Source organism: Vibrio sp. ZOR0018 (genome assembly GCF_963865925.1).
Taxonomy (GTDB): Bacteria; Pseudomonadota; Gammaproteobacteria; order Enterobacterales; family Vibrionaceae; genus Vibrio; species Vibrio anguillarum.
The window spans coordinates 1-967 of sequence record NZ_CAWMCN010000170.1; the positions used below are offsets into that span (position 1 = coordinate 1).

At 38.5% G+C, this 967-nt stretch carries 1 protein-coding gene; it reads right to left on the bottom strand.

The features are described from left to right. Window positions 1-132: 132 nt before the first annotated feature. Window positions 133-967 (bottom strand): hypothetical protein (locus AACR75_RS18520; protein ID WP_445285766.1); only part of this gene is annotated, 835 nt, incomplete at its 5' end.

Here is a 967-nt window from a genome sequence, read left to right on the forward strand (position 1 = left end):
CATAACGCCGCGTTAAGTAGTGAGCAACGCAACCACTGAACCTAAACCATTGTGCCGTAAACACTAAAGCCGAATCAAACCGAAAATGCCGAGCGTTGCGAATCTGTCTTAAACGCTTTGTTATACGAATTTTTATAGCTGTTCATTTTTATAGTAAAAGCCTTGCGGTAATGTCATTGTAATTGATCCACTTTCTGTATAAAGACCAACATAAGACCCGTTTTTTAAGATAATTAAACCTGTGACTTCTTCTTCAATAGTCGGGTTATACTCCTTGAGGTGCTTAGTCTTAATTGAAACGCAGGGATTCCAGCCGTTCTCAGCCCTTTCACAAATTTTACCATTTTTCCCGTCTAGGTACTCTGACACTACTAGTTGCCCATGTTGATTGCCAATGCTTGGCAAAAATACCCATATAGAAACGAACAGAGGTAGTAGACATAAAATGAATAAGAAAAAATATGACGCCAAGAAAGCAAAAAATGCCTGCTCCTTCGCAAAGAGCCATGCTAGTGGTTTGAGGATATAAGCAAATAGAAACGGATGAGTGGCTTTAAAGCGCACATAACGTACTTTAGACCTATAGTTTTTAACACCATTTACATTTGTAGCTTGTACATTTGAGGTTGTAGTTTCTGCGGTTAAAGACGACCAAACCCTTGCAAATAAATACACCGTAGGGAAAATCACTAATACTGCATGGGGATATGTACCCATTACAATTATTAAGTTTACGCCTAGTTCCCTACTTGCATAATATGTCCATACTATTGCATTAGCCCAGTCTATAGCGAAAAATGCATATTCAAAACCAAAAGCTTCCACATAGCCTTGGTAGTAACCAAGACCGTAGACATACATTGCATTGGTTAATAATCCAGATCCAGCAAATATCAGTAGAACTCTCTTAAAAATTCTTTGAACAACTACTTCCAATCGACACTCCCTGATAATTCGTATAACGCCC